Raw genomic sequence first — 14,547 nt, forward strand, 5'->3', positions numbered from 1 at the left:
AGCGGCGCGATGATGTTCGATCCATCGGACGAGAGTTGAGTGCCGACTATGTGATGGAAGGAACCGTGCAAGCGGAGGGCCAGCGGGTACGCATCTGGGTGCAACTCGTCGACTCCCGCACAGGGGTCGATGTTTGGACAGCGCGTTATGATCGGTCCGTAGAAAACCTGTTTGCGATGCTGGACAGCGTGACCGAAAACGTCATCAATGTTCTTGCTACTTGCCACGGTCAACTCGCCAACGCGCGACGCGATGCAGTGCGTCTCACCAACAAGTTTGCAAGCCTATGATTGCTACCTGCTTGGCCTTGAGCAGAAGCACCTTTTCACCCAGCTTCGAACAAGGAAGGGATACGGCTACTGACGCGTGCAGTCGAGCTTGATCCGGGTCTTGCAAGAGCCTGGACCGCGCTGGCTCTTGCGCATGCTGTGGATGCTTGCAACGGGTTTTCCGATGATGTTTCTGTCTCTATTGAGAGCTGGAGCGCATGTGTCAAGCAAGCGCTGGCCCTCGATCCGGCCGATATTTACGCACGAATAATGCTCGCTGATCTTCGGGCTTTGCAGGGCGACATCGACGCTGCTGTCGAAGAACATGAGCGCGTCTTGGCGTCGTCCCCAAACAACGCTGACACACTTGCCTTGCTTGCAGGAAGCTTGGCTCTTGTTGGGAGCGACGCCAAGCATGGCTACGAATTGGCCAACCGAGCGATCCGGCTAAATCCTAATGTTCCGTGGTACTTTGGAATGTTGGGGCGCTGCTGCTTTGTCCTTGGCCTGTACCGGGAATCGTTGGTTGGGCTGCGTCGGTCCCCGTCCGACTCGCCTGCCACGCTTCTGTTCTTTGCAATGGCTCATGCGATGCTTGGTGAAACTATGCGGGCCACCAAGATGGCTGCGCGACTGAAGGACGAGTTCCCGAGCTTCACTCCCGAATTGTTCATCAACACGTACCCGGTCACCAATCCAGCGGCCATTGCCGCAATCAGAGAGGGCTCCCGGCGTGCGGGCCTATCGTAACTTCTTTCCGTTTCTGAGGCCGGCAGCTTTCCTGAGACAGCAGGCTTAGCACAAGCGGCGAATGACCGCTCAAAGGCGCGAAGTTGCCCTCCACAATGTGGGGCCGGAGCGTCGATGTCCGATGGTGGGGATGCCCGAGCACCACAATGCTGCGCCATGACATTAGATTACGGCTCTCATCCACGCCAGGAAAGGGCTCCACCACCCCGTCGGACCGTGCTGCATCCAGACGACATAAAAGCTGTAGCCCGGCAGAGACATTGGATGCGCCTTGGTTAGGGAGCCGTTTTCCAGTTCGCGGCCGACCACGACACTTAAAATCGCAATGGCTAGCCCGGCGACAACCGCATCGATCGCATGCAGTTCCTCGCAAAAGTTCAAATCCCAGGTTTGTCCGGGGATCGGCTAGCACTAGCTCGTTGAACGGGTAGCTTCTGGGCTCGGCATGGTGTCCGTAAGTTTGCGAGCGGCCAGAAACATTATCGTGTACGCGGCTTTTCGCCGGTCCCACCCCGCAGCGGCGGTTCTGTCGAGCAAATCGTCTAGAACCGGGTCGAGCGCGACCTTCAGTTCCGCTTCGTAGGGGGCGGCGGAATCACGTTGAAGTTCGTCACGTTCATGGCTTTATCCATTTGTCAGGTGCCCGCGCCTCATGGGCGCGGACACCGCCGTTTCTCGTCAGAAATCCATGCCGCCACTCGGCATTGCCGGCACCGCGGGTTCCTTCTTCGGCTTCTCGGCAACCATCGCTTCCGTCGTCACCAACAGGCCGGCAACCGATGCCGCATCCTGAAGTGCGGTCCGCACCACCTTCACCGGATCGATGACGCCCTCGTTGTAGAGGTCGCCAAACGCGTTGGTCTGTGCGTTCCAGCCCCAGCCGAATTCCGGCCTCTCGCGTAGCTTGCCTACGATGATCGATCCTTCCGCGCCGGCATTCTCGGCGATCTGTCGCACGGGCGCTTCGATCGCCCGGCGCACGATCTCGATACCGTGCTTCTGGTCCTCATTCTCGGCCTGAACCCTGTCCAGTGCCTTGGCCGCACGCAGAAGCGCTACGCCGCCACCCGGTAATACGCCTTCCTCGACCGCAGCGCGCGTCGCATGCATGGCATCGTCTACGCGGTCCTTGCGCTCCTTGACCTCGACCTCGGTCGAGCCGCCGACCCGGATGACGGCGACACCGCCGGCGAGCTTGGCTAGCCGCTCCTGCAGCTTTTCCTTATCGTAATTGGAGGTCGTCTCCTCAATCTGCGCCTTGATCTGGCTAGCGCGGCTCTGGATTTCGCTCTTCGAGCCGGCCCCGTCGACGATGGTGGTGTTCTCCTTTTCGATCACCACCTTCTTGGCGCGGCCGAGCATCGCCAGCGTGACATTCTCAAGCTTGATGCCAAGATCTTCCGAGATCGCGGTCCCGCCGGTGAGGATGGCAATATCCTCCAGCATCGCCTTGCGACGATCCCCAAAGCCGGGCGCCTTGACGGCAGCGACCTTCAGGCCACCGCGCAGCTTGTTGACGACCAGTGTCGCCAACGCTTCGCCCTCCACATCCTCGGCGATGATCAGCAGCGGCTTGGATGACTGAACGACAGCCTCCAGCACCGGGAGCAGTGCCTGCAGATTAGACAGCTTCTTTTCGTGGATAAGCACATAGGGCTCTTCCAACTCGACACGCATCTTGTCCTGGTTGGTGATAAAATACGGGCTGAGATAGCCACGGTCGAACTGCATGCCTTCGACGACTTCGAGTTCGGTCTCGGCGGTCTTGGCTTCCTCGACCGTGATGACGCCCTCATTGCCGACCTTTTGCATGGCTTCCGCAAGGAAGCGGCCGATCTCGGCGTCGCCATTAGCCGATATCGTACCAACCTGGGCGATCTCGTCGTTTTTGGTGATCTTGCGGGCATTGGTCTTCAGCTCAACCACGATGGCTTCGACGGCCTTGTCGATGCCGCGCTTCAGGTCCATCGGGTTCATGCCCGATGCAACCGCCTTGGCGCCTTCGCGAACGATCGCCTGGGCAAGCACGGTCGCGGTGGTGGTGCCGTCGCCGGCGATGTCGTTGGTTTTCGAGGCAACCTCGCGGACCATCTGCGCGCCCATGTTCTCGAACTTGTCCTCAAGCTCGATTTCCTTGGCGACGGTGACGCCGTCCTTGGTGATGCGCGGGGCGCCGAACGACTTGTCGATGACGACGTTGCGGCCCTTGGGGCCGAGGGTCACCTTCACCGCGTCCGCGAGGATGTTGACGCCGCGCAGCAAGCGCTCGCGGGCATCGGAATGAAATTTGACTTCCTTGGCAGCCATTGGATCACTCCTTGTCTGGGCAGTTTTCATTGACTTGATTGAGGGTTCTATCGAAGCCCCGGTCAGGCGGCCTTCTTGACCGCCGCAGCATTCTCGATCACGCCCATCACGTCGCTTTCCTTCATGATGAGCAGGTCCTCGCCGTTGAGCTTGATTTCAGTGCCGGACCACTTGCCGAACAGAATGCGATCGCCCGCCTTGACGTCGAGAGGCGTGAGCTTGCCGCTCTCATCTCGCGAACCAGGTCCGATGGCGATGACCTCGCCCTCCTGCGGCTTCTCCTTGGCGGTGTCGGGGATGATGATGCCACCGGCCGTTTTTTCATCGGCCTCGATGCGGCGGACCAGGATACGGTCATGCAATGGACGGAACGCCATATCGTTCTCCTTCTGGACAAACAGATTTTTGAGGTTCTTCCACACCGGACCGGCAATATCGGATCGGTGCGGGGTGCGGCGACCCTCGCGGGCATCGCGCGCATATCGAGCTAGTTCTGCGACTTTTCGGTTTCAAGAGGTTCGGCAGAATTTTTTGGCACTCGCACCAATCGAGTGCTAGTGACATGAAAACATGTGGCTAATTTGGATTACAGCCGCGCATTCCCGCTTGAATTTTCCGACGAAGGAACAAAATAATCCGAGCCCTCGCCGCCGGCGATGGCCTCAAAACAGGAGTCTGACAAAGGAGCTTTTGGAAAGACGGAGGACCACGATGGACCGACACAATCCCAAGCCGATCATTCCTTCTCTTGTTCCCGAAACATCCGACCTCGCGCTCGACCGTTTGTTGTCGCCGGCGCGCCATTTCACCCATCCAGACGACGTCCTTAAGGAGGATACGCTCGACATTCAGGAGAAGCGGGCGATCCTCTCGTCCTGGGCCTCGGATGCCTGCGCGGTGGAATCCGTTCCGACGCTGCGCCGACCGCCGGGAGCCGAGCAGACGATCACCTTCGATCAGATCATGGATGCCCTATGCCGGCTGGACGACGCAAACCGCCCGATCCCGGCTGAGAGTGGCCACAGGCACATGTCTGACCGCCTGGACGCCTGATGTCGTAAGTCAAGGAGACGCATATGGTCACTGCGGTCAGCAGGGAATTCCTCCTGCAGATGGAAGGCTACGGCCTGACCACGGCCGAAATCCACTACCATTTTCCTGACCACCCGAGCCTGCTTCAGCTCTATGTCTGGCAGGAATACGATCTTGCGCCGAACTTCCCGGAGCTGAAAGGCTTTCTCGACTATTGGGAAAGCGAGCTGGACGGCGCGCTGCACTCCGTGCGCGTTGCCCACCACCGGCTGATCAAGCCGTCGGAATGGCGCGCCGTCGACGGGGTCATTGCCATCCAATGAAGCTCTCGGGCCGCAGGGCGCCGATCATCCGTGGTTGGCTTGACTTGCGAGGAGCGCGCGCTGCCGGCAGAACCAACCCAGCCCGCCTTGCCGCCCTGAGGAAGGCCTTGTGCGCATCGCGTGCGCTGCGCCATCCGTCCAGCGCGTCGCGGCAGGCGCGCGCGGCAGCACGCCAACTCCCTCCGCGCGCCCAATGGGGCCACTGCTGGTCCAGGCATTCCAGTGCCTCGAAGCTGCTGGCGACCTTGCGCGAGGCGGGGGAAAATTCCAGGGTAACAGGTTCGGGAAAACGAACGTCGTTCATCACTTCCTCCGTTTTTCACGTCTTTTGCCAGCAAGCAATCGTCCTGCTCGGGGCACCAAGGAGCTCTTGCCGCATCGGAGCGCTCAATCGTCCTTGTCGGCATCAAGGAGGTCGATCAGTTCGGCGACGCGCGTGCCCGGCAGCGGCCGTCCTTCGCCCATCAGCGCCTCATCGCCGTTGAGCCAGGCCCAGGCCTCACTGAGTTCCTCGAACGAGGCGCCGGTGGACAAGATATCGGCGATGAGCGTTTCGTCCATCGGCCCAAGGACCGAGACAACGTCCTCACGTGTCATTATCATCGTTGACCTCCCTCCATGTCCGGAAACGGACGCCACCACGGGCTTCTCGATGGCATCCTCGACGCCATCTGGGTCAAGGGCGTAGGGCTAGCAGCTACGGGGCATCGCATCCATGGGCTGGTCGCCCGGTCCCGATCCGCATCGGCAGGAAGCCTATCTGGCGGGGGCAATTTCTTCCTTGCCAACTCGCATTCCCAGCCAGCGCTCCAAGGACTGGCGCTTCGTCGTGGTTTCAGATGATCAGAGAGATCCGAGGCCATGTCACTCTCCGCTTGGACTGATCCTTTTCGCGATCGACCGGATGCTGCGGCGGTACGGAGACCGCCGCTGCGAATTTCAGGCATCAGTTTCCAAAGAGTGGTCCGCGCCGATCTTCGGCCCTGTCATCCATGACGGCGCCACGGGGACATCCTCGATAACCCCGACCCTGCGAGCCCAAGTCGTAAAGGTTTTGTGTGCCGCCTCGACAGACTTCCCGCCGTCGTAAGCGGAACAGCACGTTTCAGATGCCGCCGCGTGAAGAAGGCCACGTCTTTCGACCGGCCATTCCTCAAGGAACTCTATGGCATCCATAACACAGTCGATCCTTCGGAGAACGAAGCCGTCGTCCCTCACAAAAATCGGCTGCTTGAACGTTCCACTTTCCATAGCAACCTCCTTCTGGCCGTGGAGCGCATACGAGACCCATTCGCGGGAATAGCCGTGCAAGGACACGCACAATTTCCGCTGTGACGCGACGGGTCACAGAAAAAATATTGGAAGTGCCTCTTTTGAGTTCAAGAGATTGGCACACCGGGTTTCCACCCTTCCGCGGCGGTTTGACTGGCTTCCGATTCAATGACCCTCCGCCCGAAGAAATCCGCAGTGCCGGCTAGCCGCGCCCAATTCATTTTCCTTTGGCTCGCAGCTTGCCGCCCTGAACCGAGGGTGGGAGGATCTGGTCTGGGCTTCCTGTCACGAAGACAACGACCATGCCCCTTGCCGCGTGACAGTTCCGATGCGATCTGCGTGGCGTTCTGCATCATTGTATCCCTCCCCGATTGGCGAAGGACGGCGGCGGCTCAATCCGCCGCCGCCCCAACTGCCTCAGTGCTTGATTTCGATGCGCTTCGCCTGGGACTGCGCTTTCGCGGTCTTCGGCAGCGTGACCGTCAGCACACCGTTCTTGAAGCGGGCGTCTATCTTGTCCTGCTCGACCTCGTAACCGAGGCGGATACGGCGCTCGAAGCGGCCGTAGTAGCGCTCCGAGAACTGCCTGTCCTTATCTTCCATCTCCGAGCGCTTCTCGCCCTTCAGTGTCAGCACGCCATCGTCGAGCAGGACCTCGATGTCCTTCTCCTCCAGACCGGGTACTTCGGCGGTCACCTTGACCGCCTTCTCGCCGTCGGAAATCTCGACGCTCGGCCAGCCGCCGCCGAAGGAAGAAGCCCTGCCAAAGGCCGGCAGGCTGGAATCAAAGCCACGGAACACGTCGTCGAACAATCGATTCACTTCGCGATGCAAGGACAGGAACGGATCGCGATCATTGTCTCGAAAGACGCTCGGAAGCTGGTCGCCATTGCCACGGCTCCACGGAATAAGATCACGGACACTCATATGTCGTCTCCTTCTGTTCGGTCATGGATTACAATACTTTCCGGCGCGCCGGGCCCATCGTCCGGCGCCTTGTCCAGTCGGTCACCGGACAGCGTCAGGCAGCCTGGGTGTCGGCCTCGATCTGCCTCGCCTCGGCTTTCGGCTTTGCCTTGACGCTACCGATTTCGATGCGGCGCGGCTTCATCTCTTCAGGAATCTCGCGCTTGAGATCGATCGTCAGCAGACCGTTCACGAGGCTGGCGTTCACGACCTTGACATGGTCAGCCAGTTCGAACCGTCTACGGAGGGCCCTTTCGGCAATGCCGTGGTGCAGGTATTCGGCATTGTCTTCCGCGGGCTTCTGGCCGGACACCATGAGCATGTTGTGCTCCTGGGTGATGTCCAGCTCATCCTGCGAGAAGCCGGCCACCGCCATGGTGATGCGGTAGTCGTCCTCCCCTTTTTTGGCGATATCGTAGGGAGGCCAGTTGTCGACTGTCTCCACACGGCTCGCGGCTTCGAGCGCGTTCAACATTCGGTCGAAGCCGATGCCCGACCGGAACAGGGGGGTGAAGTCGAAAGTGTTTCTCATAGCCACATCCTCCTTTGAGCAACATGGGTACAAGCTTGCTGTCGGACGCCTTCTTGCATCCGTCCGACAGGCCGGTCCCCTAAATGGGCCTCCGGCATTTTACGATTTAGTTAGGCGATTTCGCCATTCAAGGTCTGAAAGGCAGTCTGCCTGCTTAGTCCGCTCGGGAAGGTCTTGGCGGAATGCCAAGGCGGAGAGGTATCGATCTTCAAGACTATGCCGCGCCACGGGATTGCGGCGCATTGCGGCTGGTGACCTCGGGGCGGCGGCCGAATGGCCGTCGCCCCGAGGTCGATTGCTTATCAGACGTGCAACGGTCTCCCCGTGGTTTTGACTGGCGTCATCGTTCCGTCTTCCACCAGGATGTCCTTCTTCCCCGCGAACCGCACGAGAATGCCGCGCGCGGTCTCTGCGTCGATGTCGCCGGCCAGCGCGGCTTTGCAGGCGCGGATCGCCGCCTTTTGCTCCGGACTGTTGCCACACCAATCCGTGACGAACTGGTAGGCATCGACAACGGAGTTCAACTGCCGCGGAAAACCAAGCCCGACCCAAACGCGAACGGGCTTTTCGAAAGGCTGGGAAAGCATCATTTCCTCCCTCCGAACAGTCAGGCGGCAACGCCGCCGGTCTGGCCCATCTTCGCGCCGGCCATCCAGGGCATCGCCGTTGTAACATCCTCGAGGATTTTCACCGACCGGGCAAAGCCGGCGAACGCGTCGCGGGCGACTTGCAAAGGCACGCTGCCGTCGAAGGCGCGGCAGCATGCCCGCTTCGCGGTCTCATAGATTATGCGGCGCCGGTGCGAAGGCCATTCATCAAGGAAATCGAAGGCATCCTCAAGGCAGGCTATTTCCTGAATGAGACCTTCCGCGGCTCTCACGAACACAGGGCTTTCGAATGTTCTCTCGCTCATAGAAACCTCCAATTCTTTGAACGATTTCGGGTTGTTGACGATGGTCGCCCCAACGAACGGCGGCGACCTGCGGCCGATTTCCAGCGTCAAGATCGGATGATCACAGTCGCAAAATTTCTGGGAACCTAGCTCTCGATAATGTCGCAAGCGAGCTCGGGGAGGGTCTTCGTCGAGCGTGCCGATGAGCGCCGACGCCTCGCCAAGCGTATCTGCCGGTATGTAGTCCATTCCATTAACGAAAGAGCCAAGAACGAAAAGGTTGGCCTCCAAGGCCAATTGGCTGGTTCTGCACCCCTTCGCCTATTGGCAGAAGGTCGAGCCGTTGCGGCGTGGGCGCGTGTTCGGCATCGCTGCCCGGTCCGAGCACGGTCTTGAACGGGTCCACACACGGCCTTGCGCACGGTCGAGGAAGATAGGGAACACCGAAACGCCCTGGCTGCGGAAGTCATCCACGTTTTTCATGACGGAATAACGGTCCAAGCCGATTTGTTGCAGCCATCTCCAAGTGAAGAAAAGTCTGAGGCGGCCCGTCGTCGTCTTCCACAAAGCGACGGGTCGCTCTCATTCGTGGCCACGGACCCGAGAGAATGACGGTTGCCACTGTCCTATAAGCGCGACGCGGCAATTTCGGTTCCGAACAATTTTCCGACAAGTCGAATATATTAGCATCCGCTTGACCAAGCCGCCGATTGCACCAGAGTCAGCGTTTGGCGCTGTCGCGATCGGCCGCTGTCCGCGCTAGGAACATTTCCGTAACTTGTGGCAGGTTGCTTTTCAGCCACTCAGCCATCGCTTCCTCTTCCCGCAGATTCTGCTCGCAGACGCGGACGATCTGGGCTTCGCCCTCCGCATTCGCAGCAGCGATGAGGATGGTGTAAGAAGCGATTTCCATGTGCTCGAACGTGTAGCTGGCCAATGATCCCTTCATGACCTCGTCGCCGGCGAACACGCCGCTGAGCGACTGCGCCATCGCGGTCAGCTTGCCGCCGGCGTCCTTGAGCATGGAAGACCCCTCTTCAAGACCGTCCAGGCAGGTTCTCAACCGCTTGGCCTGCTCTCTGGTCTCTTCCAGGTGGATGCGGATTCTATCGCTGAGGTCGGGGTAGCTCTCGATGCGGCTCAATTGGCCCGATAGCATGGTCTCGGCTTGTTCTTCCATGGCGTGAGCATCCCTCAGCCATTGGATCAGCCATTCGCGCGATTCGGACATTGCTTGTCTCCATGATTTGATCGGAGCCAAACGTCTGCTGATGCGGTTTGTTCCTGTAGGTCACCGCCGAAGCGAGCCTAGTTCGCTTCCCAAAAATCCTTCAGCGAGGCGTGGCGAAGTTTCTCCTCCCCCTTCAGGAATTTGACGCGGCCGACCAGCCCCGGTCTCAGCCACTCAGCCTTTTCCTTGGCGAGGCCCTTCGGTGAGGGAGCGCCGGTCCTGGCCGCGACCCGGTCCCACAGCGCCTGCCGCTTGTCGGCTTTGAAGGTGACGAAGGCGCCGCCCATGTAGCGGCCGTTGTCCGCCATCAGCCCCATCGCCGGCTTCCGGCCTCCCGCTGCACACCGATGATGTCCATCTCCTTCTCGACGTAGCATTTGGCCTTTAGCCAGTTGGTCGACGGACCAGAGCGATACTTACTATCCCCGCGCTTCGAAACGACCCTTCAAGGCCGGCCTGATCCACAAGGAGGAATACGGCCGCGCCGCTTCCCGGAAGCGCCTCGCTGAACTGGATGTGTTGACCCGCGGGAATCATTGCCTGAAGGATTTCCCGGCGATCGATCAAAGGCATGTCGCGCAGGTCGTGTCCGTTTAGATGCAAGAGATCGAAGGCCACGAAATAGAGGTCGTGCTGGCGCCCGGTGATGGCTTTGCGCAGTTCTCCGAAATCGGAGACGCCCGCGTCGTTCAGCACGATAATTTCTCCATCTATGATCGCACTCCGGACGTTCAGCCCTCTCGCGGTTTCGGCCAGGTCCCGATATTTGGCTGTCCAATCGAGGCCGCGTCGGGTGAGGATGCGCACTTCGGCGTCATCGATGATGATTTGCGACCGGTAGCCGTCGAACTTCACCTCATGGATCCAGGCATCGCCCTCGGGCGGCCTCTCCACCAAGGTCGACATCAACGGCTCGATGAACTTCAAACGCATCAACGGGACTCGAAGGACCGCGATTCAAGGCACCAACCCCGATCCGGTTCCGGAACATTTTAGCTAACTTGAATGTTTAGATAACTACCCCGGCTCAAAGCGGTGGAGACGATGGCGCGAGGTCCGCGAGTTGGTGACGAGATCACTTTGACAGCCACCATCCTGAAGGTGATGGAGGGTGGTGTTTCGAGCGTGAGCATCCCGACTTACAACTTTCCCCTTGCGATCGACACGCCGAAGAAAGTCAGGGCCGGTGAAAAAGTCCCAATCAGCGGCTTTGCGACGCGCGTCGATAGCACCGACGGCAAGATAACCGTTCGGATTGACGGCGGTGGCTTGGTCACAGTCGACCTCGATTCCATCGCAGACTGCTCGCCGACTTCGCGCGTTGCCGTGAGGGGATAGGAGGAACGAGTGGGCAAATATCAGGCCAGCAGCGACCCAGTCTCCGACAACTGCCCGTACGACCTCGATTTGTTCATGGAAAAGCACGGCCTCTCCAGGCGAGCCGCGCAAGTGATCCTGCACTCAAATGGTCCATCGCGTATCCAATGCGATGCCGCAGCAGACGCCTTTGTTCGCTTCAAGCAGTGGCGGGAGGATGCGAGAATGAAGCCGCCTTCTCCAAGCATTAAGTCGAGCATTGGAGCGCCGAGCCCTTTGCCGCGAAAGCCAGCCGAAAAAGCCCGCCGGATTGTTTGACGGCTGTGGGAACCGCAGCAGCGAACAGGTGTTGAGCTGCAAAGGAGATCAGAATGAGAGCGCAACCCGCAGGCAATATCCAGGCAGGAGCAGCGCAGGATAAGACGCCGGGCTTCGACCCTGCAGCCGTACCTCAAGAGACGGATGCGGAAGCGGCGGCCACGCGGACTTCTCCCAATCCCACAGCGAAGCACACGGCGAATTTTACAAACCAGGCAAGCTTTGCCAACGCGATGCGGCCTATGGATAGCGAGCCGGGCCTGCGGCCTGGCAATAACTGGCCGGTGCTGGTGATTGCTGCGGTCGTGGTCCTGGCTGCGGTCGTATTCGTGATCGCCGCAATGCTATCGCCCTAGATCAAGGAGATCGGCACATTTCAGGAACAAGCTCGCGGCTACTCAGTTCGGCCTTAGGTCGGAGGTTGCAAGTGATGGCAAATCTGAGAGAGGTCCTTGATCTTCTATGGCGATGGAACCGCAAGCCGGTGCCCGAACCGCCCTCGCCGGTCGACGCGATCGTGCGCATACTACGTGAAACCAACAAGGCCGAAAAGCTGCATGATCCGCGTCAGAGCTCCCGCGACTAGTCTGTGCAGGACAGGAGCAGCCGGATCACGTACGGCGCTCTGAGTGGCTTTGTGCCGCGGGGTTTCCATTCTTAGGAATTGGAGATTGGTTCCAGGATTGCCGCGGAAACAATCGAATTGGCAGCCTGATGTCGCCAGCTCCGAGACGGTCCCGAGAGATACCTCCCCTTAGCCGGCTGGAACGCCGGCTCCACTTTCTCGTTGGGAGAAATGCGCAGATCCGCTGGAAAATGGTACGAGGTGGCAATAGTTGGTTGCGGGCCGGCCGGACTTGCGGCAGCCGTATATCTCGCAAGATTTCTGCGATCCTGCATCGTGTTCGACACAGGCGATGCGCGCGCGAAGCTAATTCCGAAGACCCGCAATTGTCCCGGCTTTCCACATGGCATAAGCGGCAAGAGCCTATTGAAACGGCTCAAGCAGCAGGCAGTCAATTATGGTTCTCAAATAGTCCAAGGTTCCGTTGAACGGCTAGACAAGGAACAGGGCAAGTTTGTCCTTCAGACTTCTTTAGGACCAGTCAATGCCCGCTTTGTGATCTTGGCAACGGGTGTGGTTGACCGTGCGCCGGCGATCCCCAATATCAAAACGGCCATAGAAAGGGGTTCGATTCGACTGTGTCCGGTCTGCGATGCGTACGAGGTTCGGGGACGTCGAGTAGGGGTCATAGGTCCCGAGGAGGATGCGCTTCGAGAGTCTATCTTCTTGAAAGACTTCACCCCCCATGTCTCGATCCTGTGCAATTTCCAATCCGATATCTCGACTGGGGGCCGGCGCCGGGCGAGACAAGCAGGAGTAGAGATCTGGGACGCAGTAGACGACGTGCTGCCGCATCCCTGTGGTTTCGAACTCTCCATGGTGGGCGGCGGCCTGGTCCCGATAGACGTTATCTATCCTTGCATGGGCTGTGATGTAAGAAGTGAGTTGGCTCTTGCTATCGGGGCGGAATGTGATGACGAAGGCTATATCCTGGTCGGCAACCATCTCGAAACGACGATACCCAGGCTCTACGCAATCGGAGATGTCGCCAAGGCTCTCAACCAGATTGCGGTGGGCTTCGGTCATGCCGCGCTAGCAGCTACCCACATTCACAACGAGTTGCGTAAGCGCGATCGAAGCTGACCGCAAACCTTGATCCTTCAGTCGATGATGCGCGCAATCAGCCGAAGATCGAGCGCCTCCTGCGCCGTTAGATAGCAATTCTCCTTCGCCCGCTCGAAAAGGTCCTCCGCGGACATGCCACTTCCCCTCACGAAGTGTTCAAAATCCTCTCGTTCGACGCGCTCGGCCGTCTCCAGAGCTGCAAGCTCCTCGCGAATGACTTGCCGACAGGACTTTATGGGTCCTTGAAGGGTAATCGTCTTTTCGATGTGACGTTCGTGGATCAGCAACGTTGTGTCCGGGGTGAGGAAGCGGTCCGCACATTCAAAAGCCGAAAAGATCGTAACACCGGCTGACATGACTGCGGTCTTGCCCACGACGTAGGCGCTTTTGCCGCTGTATCGCTGGAAAACCCGTATCTCCAGAGCGATGCGCTTCGCCGTATCGGCATCTCCGCCCTGTGTCATCAGTTCAAGGATCAGGTCTTCGTCGTTAGCCCTGACAGCACCGAGCTGCTTCATGAAAGCCAGGAACAGCTGATCATTTATCATGCCATTGACTTGAACATTTGAGCCGACCAAAAGCTTTTCGTCTCCCGGAGCTTCCTTTCGGCCGTTCGACCTCTGGCGTCTTGCTAGGTCCATAGGAGCCGTAGAAGCAGGACCGCCCGGCGCCGCCGAACATTCGCTCCTGGCAGTGCGGGAGTGGAAGCTGGGAAATTGGACCATGGAAGGTTCCTTTGCATGGAAGCCTGAAAGAGGGGCTACAATGCGACTTAACAAACGATAGCGCCTGGAAAGGCCGGAAAAATTGGAAATGCTCCGAGCCGCCAATTAGCGAGCGTTGTTATCGCTTGGCCTGGTCGCTCTCTAAGTCGACGCGCCTCACAAACTTGTCGGCTGCTCGCCGGCCGCTCCGGTCTCACCCAATTGCGAAAGAAGGCTCTCAAAACGTCTCCTGGTCAGTTACTTGTGCCGTCTGCCGCATGGCTCACACGGCAGCACTGGCTTGGCGTGCCAATTCAGCGTCGGAAACGTCGATGCTGCAGAGCAAGGTGCCGTGTTCATCCCGCACTCGCACCAGCCAGCCAGAGAGATCGTCCGTGCCGGGCTGGAGGTCGATCAGAAGGTCGATCGCACATCGAATTGCTTCCTCGCGAGCAGCCTCGAAGCTCGCCATGCCGGCTTGCGGAACCAGCCGGCCGCCATCTCCGTCCCGATACTCAAAGATATATAACCCGGCACCGCTCTGGGTATGCGCAGAAGTGACTGCGACTTCGTCGAAATTGCCGTTGCTCTCGGCATCATAGTCGTTGGCAGCCGCGTCAAACGTGGCGGTCTGCACGAGCAACGCTTTGGCCCGACCGATTGCGCGGCTCTCGCCACCGCCCGCAAGAGGCTCCGCGTTTGCCATATCGACGCTAACGCGCTCGCCGCCCTCACCACAGAACGAAACGCGCAGGACCGGCTGCCCATTGTGCCCGATGGCCTCGCCGACTTCAGTCCGAACCAGCTGCATAGGATGAACTCCGCTAGTGTGTATCGCCACCGACGCGCCTCCAAGCTTATGGGGCACGCCTAGCTCAATGTGCATGCGGAGATGAAGTTCCAGCGCCTCGATGGTGCGATTGCAGGGCCCCGCGGATAACGCG

General features: G+C 59.3%; 20 protein-coding genes and 2 pseudogenes. 9 read left to right on the plus strand and 13 right to left on the minus strand.

Going from position 1 to position 14,547, the window contains the following annotated elements; all coding sequences use genetic code 11:
• Nucleotides 1-290 (plus strand): annotated as a pseudogene (locus EN738_RS07415) (hypothetical protein); the annotation flags it as partial.
• Nucleotides 291-428: 138 nt separating this feature from the next.
• Nucleotides 429-1,019: a hypothetical protein gene (locus tag EN738_RS07420; RefSeq protein WP_127283143.1), complete on the plus strand. Its 591-nt coding sequence runs from the start codon at nucleotides 429-431 to the stop codon at nucleotides 1,017-1,019.
• A gap of 678 nt (nucleotides 1,020-1,697) precedes the next feature.
• On the opposite strand, the gene groL is transcribed toward EN738_RS07420, so the two are convergent.
• Together groL and EN738_RS07435 are read right to left on the minus strand one after the other, a co-directional pair.
• Nucleotides 1,698-3,326: a chaperonin GroEL gene (groL, locus tag EN738_RS07430; RefSeq protein WP_127283144.1), complete on the minus strand. Its 1,629-nt coding sequence runs from the start codon at nucleotides 3,324-3,326 to the stop codon at nucleotides 1,698-1,700.
• Nucleotides 3,327-3,388: 62 nt separating this feature from the next.
• A complete protein-coding gene (locus EN738_RS07435; protein ID WP_127283145.1) occupies nucleotides 3,389-3,703 on the minus strand; it encodes a co-chaperone GroES in 315 nt (104 codons plus the stop codon).
• Nucleotides 3,704-4,037: 334 nt separating this feature from the next.
• Here EN738_RS07435 and EN738_RS07440 point away from each other — a divergent pair, with 334 nt between their 5' ends.
• Complete coding sequence (locus EN738_RS07440; RefSeq protein WP_189340724.1) at nucleotides 4,038-4,379, plus strand: hypothetical protein; 342 nt, start codon at nucleotides 4,038-4,040, stop codon at nucleotides 4,377-4,379.
• A gap of 23 nt (nucleotides 4,380-4,402) precedes the next feature.
• Complete coding sequence (locus EN738_RS07445; RefSeq protein ID WP_127283146.1) at nucleotides 4,403-4,681, plus strand: usg protein; 279 nt, start codon at nucleotides 4,403-4,405, stop codon at nucleotides 4,679-4,681.
• Here the strand turns inward: EN738_RS07445 and EN738_RS07450 are convergent.
• From EN738_RS07450 to EN738_RS07490, 9 genes and pseudogenes are all read right to left on the minus strand, one after another.
• The gene (locus EN738_RS07450) at nucleotides 4,665-4,985 is read right to left on the minus strand and encodes a DUF982 domain-containing protein (protein ID WP_127283147.1); all 321 of its coding nucleotides are present in this window, start codon (nucleotides 4,983-4,985) and stop codon (nucleotides 4,665-4,667) included. The two genes, EN738_RS07445 and EN738_RS07450, sit on opposite strands and share 17 nt — an antisense overlap.
• Nucleotides 4,986-5,068: 83 nt before the next feature.
• Nucleotides 5,069-5,284: a hypothetical protein gene (locus tag EN738_RS07455; RefSeq protein WP_127283148.1), complete on the minus strand. Its 216-nt coding sequence runs from the start codon at nucleotides 5,282-5,284 to the stop codon at nucleotides 5,069-5,071.
• 336 nt (nucleotides 5,285-5,620) lie between these two features.
• Nucleotides 5,621-5,998: a DUF982 domain-containing protein gene (locus EN738_RS07460; RefSeq protein WP_245478361.1), complete on the minus strand. Its 378-nt coding sequence runs from the start codon at nucleotides 5,996-5,998 to the stop codon at nucleotides 5,621-5,623.
• 372 nt (nucleotides 5,999-6,370) lie between these two features.
• A complete protein-coding gene (locus tag EN738_RS07465) occupies nucleotides 6,371-6,880 on the minus strand; it encodes an Hsp20/alpha crystallin family protein (protein WP_127283149.1) in 510 nt (169 codons plus the stop codon).
• A 94-nt stretch (nucleotides 6,881-6,974) separates the two neighbouring features.
• Complete coding sequence (locus tag EN738_RS07470) at nucleotides 6,975-7,451, minus strand: Hsp20 family protein (protein WP_127283150.1); 477 nt, start codon at nucleotides 7,449-7,451, stop codon at nucleotides 6,975-6,977.
• Between the two features lie 302 nt (nucleotides 7,452-7,753).
• Nucleotides 7,754-8,041, minus strand: a complete 288-nt coding sequence (locus tag EN738_RS07475) for a DUF982 domain-containing protein (protein WP_245478360.1) — start codon at nucleotides 8,039-8,041, stop codon at nucleotides 7,754-7,756.
• Between the two features lie 17 nt (nucleotides 8,042-8,058).
• The gene (locus EN738_RS36880; RefSeq protein ID WP_348629077.1) at nucleotides 8,059-8,592 is read right to left on the minus strand and encodes a DUF982 domain-containing protein; all 534 of its coding nucleotides are present in this window, start codon (nucleotides 8,590-8,592) and stop codon (nucleotides 8,059-8,061) included.
• Between the two features lie 472 nt (nucleotides 8,593-9,064).
• Nucleotides 9,065-9,574, minus strand: coding sequence for a DUF892 family protein (locus EN738_RS07485; RefSeq protein WP_127283151.1), 510 nt, complete (start codon nucleotides 9,572-9,574; stop codon nucleotides 9,065-9,067).
• Nucleotides 9,575-9,651: 77 nt separating this feature from the next.
• Nucleotides 9,652-10,507: pseudogene (locus tag EN738_RS07490) on the minus strand (ATP-dependent DNA ligase).
• A 147-nt stretch (nucleotides 10,508-10,654) separates the two neighbouring features.
• Here EN738_RS07490 and EN738_RS07495 point away from each other — a divergent pair.
• The 5 genes from EN738_RS07495 to EN738_RS07510 all read left to right on the plus strand — a co-directional run bounded on the left by EN738_RS07495 (nucleotide 10,655) and on the right by EN738_RS07510 (nucleotide 12,917).
• Nucleotides 10,655-10,912 carry a hypothetical protein gene (locus EN738_RS07495; protein ID WP_245494416.1) on the plus strand — a complete coding sequence of 86 codons (258 nt, stop codon included), beginning with the start codon at nucleotides 10,655-10,657 and terminating at the stop codon, nucleotides 10,910-10,912.
• A 9-nt stretch (nucleotides 10,913-10,921) separates the two neighbouring features.
• Nucleotides 10,922-11,209: a hypothetical protein gene (locus tag EN738_RS07500; protein ID WP_127283153.1), complete on the plus strand. Its 288-nt coding sequence runs from the start codon at nucleotides 10,922-10,924 to the stop codon at nucleotides 11,207-11,209.
• 53 nt (nucleotides 11,210-11,262) lie between these two features.
• Nucleotides 11,263-11,565: a hypothetical protein gene (locus tag EN738_RS07505; protein WP_127283154.1), complete on the plus strand. Its 303-nt coding sequence runs from the start codon at nucleotides 11,263-11,265 to the stop codon at nucleotides 11,563-11,565.
• Between the two features lie 74 nt (nucleotides 11,566-11,639).
• Nucleotides 11,640-11,795: a hypothetical protein gene (locus EN738_RS35370; protein WP_189605775.1), complete on the plus strand. Its 156-nt coding sequence runs from the start codon at nucleotides 11,640-11,642 to the stop codon at nucleotides 11,793-11,795.
• 210 nt (nucleotides 11,796-12,005) lie between these two features.
• Complete coding sequence (locus EN738_RS07510; protein ID WP_127283155.1) at nucleotides 12,006-12,917, plus strand: NAD(P)/FAD-dependent oxidoreductase; 912 nt, start codon at nucleotides 12,006-12,008, stop codon at nucleotides 12,915-12,917.
• A 17-nt stretch (nucleotides 12,918-12,934) separates the two neighbouring features.
• On the opposite strand, the gene EN738_RS07515 is transcribed toward EN738_RS07510, so the two are convergent.
• Complete coding sequence (locus EN738_RS07515) at nucleotides 12,935-13,624, minus strand: ATP-dependent Clp protease proteolytic subunit (protein ID WP_127283156.1); 690 nt, start codon at nucleotides 13,622-13,624, stop codon at nucleotides 12,935-12,937.
• A gap of 262 nt (nucleotides 13,625-13,886) precedes the next feature.
• A complete protein-coding gene (locus tag EN738_RS07520) occupies nucleotides 13,887-14,414 on the minus strand; it encodes a hypothetical protein (RefSeq protein ID WP_127283157.1) in 528 nt (175 codons plus the stop codon).
• Nucleotides 14,415-14,547 lie beyond the last annotated feature (133 nt).

The sequence above is a fragment of the Mesorhizobium sp. M4B.F.Ca.ET.017.02.2.1 genome (assembly GCF_003998955.1).
Classification (GTDB): domain Bacteria; phylum Pseudomonadota; class Alphaproteobacteria; order Rhizobiales; family Rhizobiaceae; genus Mesorhizobium; species Mesorhizobium abyssinicae.

Excerpts from the sequence above, each read along its gene's own strand:
- groL (WP_127283144.1), bottom strand. The coding sequence starts at position 3,326 with ATGGCTGCCAAGGAAGTCAAATTTCATTCCGATGCCCGCGAGCGCTTG.
- EN738_RS07435 (WP_127283145.1), bottom strand. The coding sequence starts at position 3,703 with ATGGCGTTCCGTCCATTGCATGACCGTATCCTGGTCCGCCGCATCGAG.
- EN738_RS07440 (WP_189340724.1), top strand. The coding sequence starts at position 4,038 with ATGGACCGACACAATCCCAAGCCGATCATTCCTTCTCTTGTTCCCGAA.
- EN738_RS07445 (WP_127283146.1), top strand. The coding sequence starts at position 4,403 with ATGGTCACTGCGGTCAGCAGGGAATTCCTCCTGCAGATGGAAGGCTAC.
- EN738_RS07450 (WP_127283147.1), bottom strand. The coding sequence starts at position 4,985 with ATGAACGACGTTCGTTTTCCCGAACCTGTTACCCTGGAATTTTCCCCC.
- EN738_RS07455 (WP_127283148.1), bottom strand. The coding sequence starts at position 5,284 with ATGATAATGACACGTGAGGACGTTGTCTCGGTCCTTGGGCCGATGGAC.
- EN738_RS07465 (WP_127283149.1), bottom strand. The coding sequence starts at position 6,880 with ATGAGTGTCCGTGATCTTATTCCGTGGAGCCGTGGCAATGGCGACCAG.
- EN738_RS07470 (WP_127283150.1), bottom strand. The coding sequence starts at position 7,451 with ATGAGAAACACTTTCGACTTCACCCCCCTGTTCCGGTCGGGCATCGGC.
- EN738_RS07475 (WP_245478360.1), bottom strand. The coding sequence starts at position 8,041 with ATGATGCTTTCCCAGCCTTTCGAAAAGCCCGTTCGCGTTTGGGTCGGG.
- EN738_RS36880 (WP_348629077.1), bottom strand. The coding sequence starts at position 8,592 with ATGGACTACATACCGGCAGATACGCTTGGCGAGGCGTCGGCGCTCATC.
- EN738_RS07485 (WP_127283151.1), bottom strand. The coding sequence starts at position 9,574 with ATGTCCGAATCGCGCGAATGGCTGATCCAATGGCTGAGGGATGCTCAC.
- EN738_RS07505 (WP_127283154.1), top strand. The coding sequence starts at position 11,263 with ATGAGAGCGCAACCCGCAGGCAATATCCAGGCAGGAGCAGCGCAGGAT.
- EN738_RS35370 (WP_189605775.1), top strand. The coding sequence starts at position 11,640 with ATGGCAAATCTGAGAGAGGTCCTTGATCTTCTATGGCGATGGAACCGC.
- EN738_RS07510 (WP_127283155.1), top strand. The coding sequence starts at position 12,006 with ATGCGCAGATCCGCTGGAAAATGGTACGAGGTGGCAATAGTTGGTTGC.
- EN738_RS07515 (WP_127283156.1), bottom strand. The coding sequence starts at position 13,624 with ATGGTCCAATTTCCCAGCTTCCACTCCCGCACTGCCAGGAGCGAATGT.
- EN738_RS07520 (WP_127283157.1), bottom strand. The coding sequence starts at position 14,414 with ATGCAGCTGGTTCGGACTGAAGTCGGCGAGGCCATCGGGCACAATGGG.